The sequence below is a fragment of the Polaromonas sp. LjRoot131 genome (assembly GCF_964252805.1).
Taxonomy (GTDB): domain Bacteria; phylum Pseudomonadota; class Gammaproteobacteria; order Burkholderiales; family Burkholderiaceae_C; genus Polaromonas.
This window is the reverse complement of the sequence record NZ_CAXUPF020000011.1, coordinates 1-3,307: the sequence shown is the minus strand read 5'-3', so window position 1 is coordinate 3,307 and position 3,307 is coordinate 1. Positions and strand designations below refer to the sequence as shown.

General features: G+C 65.9%; 3 protein-coding genes. All 3 read right to left on the bottom strand.

Annotated features, from left to right (window positions below):
• Positions 1–131: 131 nt before the first annotated feature.
• The 3 genes from ACSQ27_RS24215 to ACSQ27_RS24205 are packed head-to-tail and all read right to left on the bottom strand — an operon-like array spanning position 132 to position 2,877.
• A complete protein-coding gene (locus ACSQ27_RS24215) occupies positions 132–1,022 on the bottom strand; it encodes an alpha/beta hydrolase (protein ID WP_436158055.1) in 891 nt (296 codons plus the stop codon).
• Positions 1,019–1,894, bottom strand: coding sequence for an alpha/beta hydrolase (locus ACSQ27_RS24210; protein WP_436158054.1), 876 nt, complete (start codon positions 1,892–1,894; stop codon positions 1,019–1,021). Before ACSQ27_RS24210 ends, ACSQ27_RS24215 begins: the two co-directional genes overlap by 4 nt.
• A 2-nt stretch (positions 1,895–1,896) precedes the next feature.
• Positions 1,897–2,877: a Bug family tripartite tricarboxylate transporter substrate binding protein gene (locus ACSQ27_RS24205; protein WP_436158053.1), complete on the bottom strand. Its 981-nt coding sequence runs from the start codon at positions 2,875–2,877 to the stop codon at positions 1,897–1,899.
• Between the last annotated feature and the right edge of the window lie 430 nt (positions 2,878–3,307).

The window sequence follows — 3,307 nt, the reverse complement described above, 5'->3', positions numbered from 1 at the left end:
CAGGGACCCAGACTGCGGGTCGCCTTTTCTTTGCTTACTTTCTTTTGGCGAAGCAAAAGAAAGTGAGTTGCTGCCGGCAACCCCGGCCCCGGAACCCAAACCAACCTCAGCGCCAAAAACACAAACACTCTTCACCCCAGCCCCATCTGCGCGAGGACTGCCGCACCCAGCAGTCCATCACTGCACCCAAGACTTTCAACCACTTCAAAATGGTTAAGCCCTTCAGCCACCAGCAGTTCCACTGGCTTCCCGGCGGCAGCCACAGCCGCCGCAAAATCCCGCGGCTGCCGCTGAAACTCAGGCGTCTCCGACGTGCCGTAAGCAACGATGAGCGGCGCGTTGAGCAACGCCAGATGGCGCTGCGGACTCAGTGCCTCTTCGATCTCGTCGGTAAACCGCACATAGCTGCTGCGCGCCGACAGCCGCGGCGGCTTCAAGTCAAAAATGCCGCTGCAGCACAGGCCGCTTTTGATGAAGTCGGCGGGCAGGCCTAAACGGCCGGCCCAGTCGGTGGTCAGCATCACGCCGGCCAGGTGGGCGCCCGATGAATGGCCCAGTACGTGGATGCGCTGCGGATTGCCGCCGAAACGCCGCGCGTTCTCATGCACCCAGGCCAGCGCGCGCCTGAGCTGCTCGGCCATGGGCGCCAGGCTGCCTTCCACGTCCTGCACCGCCGCGAAATCCGGCACCACGAGATGCGCGCCGGCGGGCACCAGCACATCGGCGGGGAAGGCGTAGTCGCGCGCCCGGCCCGAGCGCCAGGCGCCGCCGTGGATGAAGACGGCTATCGGCGCATCAGGCACGCGTGTGGGGTAGACATCCAGCCCTTCGATCGCGCTCTCGCCATAGGCAAAGCGCAGCGGCTCGCCCAACGCGGCGCGCGTGGCCTCGCTGCGCATCACATAGCGCTGCAGCACCTCGGCGGCATTGGGCGCGTAGGCTGCCTGGTTGTAGGCGGCGTCGAGTTCGGCCTGGTCCATGTCCAGCCAGACGGCCGGGCCCTTCACCTTCATGCCGCTCATGCAAGGCCCATCAGCGTCAGCTGCGCCTTGAACAGCGCACTGGCCGGGTCCGCCCATTCGAGCACCGCGTCAAAGTGGTGCCGCCCGGCCGGCGCGATGAACTGCGCCGCTTCGCCGCGCGCCGTCCACCAGTCGGCCACCTCGCGGCTTTGGCGCAGGTAGTCTTCGGTCTCGTTGCCGCCCACCGCCACCAGCAGCGGGCAGCGCACCACGGCGCCGCGCCGCAGCAGCGAGACCTCGGCCACCAGCTCGGGCGTGAGATTCAGCTTTTCATTGCGGAAAGACAAGCGCACCGGTTCGAGGTCGCCGAGGCCGCTCATAAAGCAGGCGCTTTTGACGAGGTCGGCCGGCGCATCAAATTCACGTTCCCAGTCGGTCATCAGCACCTGGCCGACGAGGTTGGCGCCCGAAGAATGCCCGGCGATGTGGATGCGGGCCGGGTCGCCGCCGTGCAGCGCCACGTTCTGCCACAACCAGTGCAAGGCGCGGCGCACCTGCGCACCCATGCCGGGCAGCGTGGCCTGGGGCACCAGCGTGAAGTCCAGCGCGACAAACATCGCGCCGGCGCCAACGTAGGCCGGTGCGGCAAAGGCGCTGTCGTCTTTCGACAGCGCGCGCCAGTCGCCGCCGTGCAGAAACACGATCACCGGCGACGGGCCCCGCGCGCCGGGCACGGGGAAAAGGTCCAGCCGGTCGTCGTCGCCCAGGCCGTAGGCGATGTTTTCCATGCGGGCCAGCGAGGCCTTGGCCGCCGCGCTGCGTTCGGCGTACTCGCGCAGGTAGACCGTCACGTCGGGCACGGTGCCGCGGCTGTTGTACTGGCGATCGAGTTCGGCCTGGTCGTAGCCGCGCCAGATGGGTGTTGCGCTCAAAACTATTCGACCTTGGCGCCGGAGATCTTCACCGCGCGCGCGTTGCGCACACTGTCGGCCACCAGGAAGGCGGTGAACTCTTCCGGCGTGCTGGCCACCAGGTCATAGGACTTGGCGACGATTTCCTTTTGCACGAATTCCGGGTCTTTCAGGATGCGCGTGACTTCGGCGTGCAGCTTCATCACGATGTCGCGCGGCGTGCCGGCGGGCGCGAACAGGCCGAACCAGGCGTTCGAGGGTACGTCCGGAAAACCCGACTCCGTGAACGTCGGCACGTCGGGCAGCAGCGGCATGCGCGTCTTGCCGCCCACGGCCAGGGCCTTGAGCTTGCCCGCCTTGATAAAGGCCTGCGACGAGGCCGCACCCGAAAAGGTCAGTTGCACCTCACCGGCCAGCGCGGCGGGCACGGCCTGCGGAATGCCTTTGTAGGGCACGTGCACGATGTCGATGCCGGCCTGGGCCTTCAGCGTTTCCATCGCCAGATGCGGCTGGCTGCCGCTGCCGTAAGAGGCGTAGTTGAGCTTGCCGGGGTTGGCCTTGGCGTAGGCGATCAACTCCTTGAGGTTGTTGGCCGGCACGGCCGGGTTGGCCAGCAGCAATTGGTTGAGCAGCACCAGCTGCGTGATGGGCGCGAAGTCCTTCACCGGGTCGTAGGGCAACTTGGCGTACAGGTGCTGGTTGATGGTCATGGTCGAGTCGGTGGTGACCATCAGCGTGTAGCCGTCGGCCGGCGCCTTGGCGACGAAATCGGCGGCCAGGATGGTGCCGCCGCCGGGCTTGTTGTCGACCAGCACGGGCTGGCCCAGGCTGCGGCCCAGGCGCTCGCCGATCACGCGCGAGATCACGTCGATGCCGCCGCCGGCCGGGTAGGGCACGACGATGCGTATCGGTTTGGAGGGGTAGCCTTGCGCCAGCGCGGGCGCGGCGCCCACGGCGCTGAAAGCCAGCAGCAGCGCCGCCAGCGAAGTCTTGAACACGGTCATGCGATTGCTCCGGAGAAACAGGCTCCACGCCTTCAGCAAGCCGGTGCTTTGCCGCCTTGTCACGATAACCATCCCCTGCGTTTGTCCTGCAAGCCGTCGCAATTTCCGCGCCAGAGCGACTTACATTTCACAAATTAATTATTCATGGCTAAAGTAAATTGTCAATGGGGGACTGCACGGCCTGCGGCCCGCGACTGCCGGCCGGGTCTTGCGCCGGCCTTTGCGCGCTCCTCCCTCTGTGCTCTCTTCTAAGTTCTGCTGGCCGGGGGTTGCCCGGCATGCAACTCACTTTCTTTTGCTTCGCCAAAAGAAAGTAAGCAAAGAAAAGGCGACCCTGGTTGCTGCGTCCCTTCGCTTCGCTGCGGGCAACCTGCGGTGCTCGGTCCAGGCGGGGTCTCGCTAAACTCGCCTTCGGCTCAAACAACGCCAG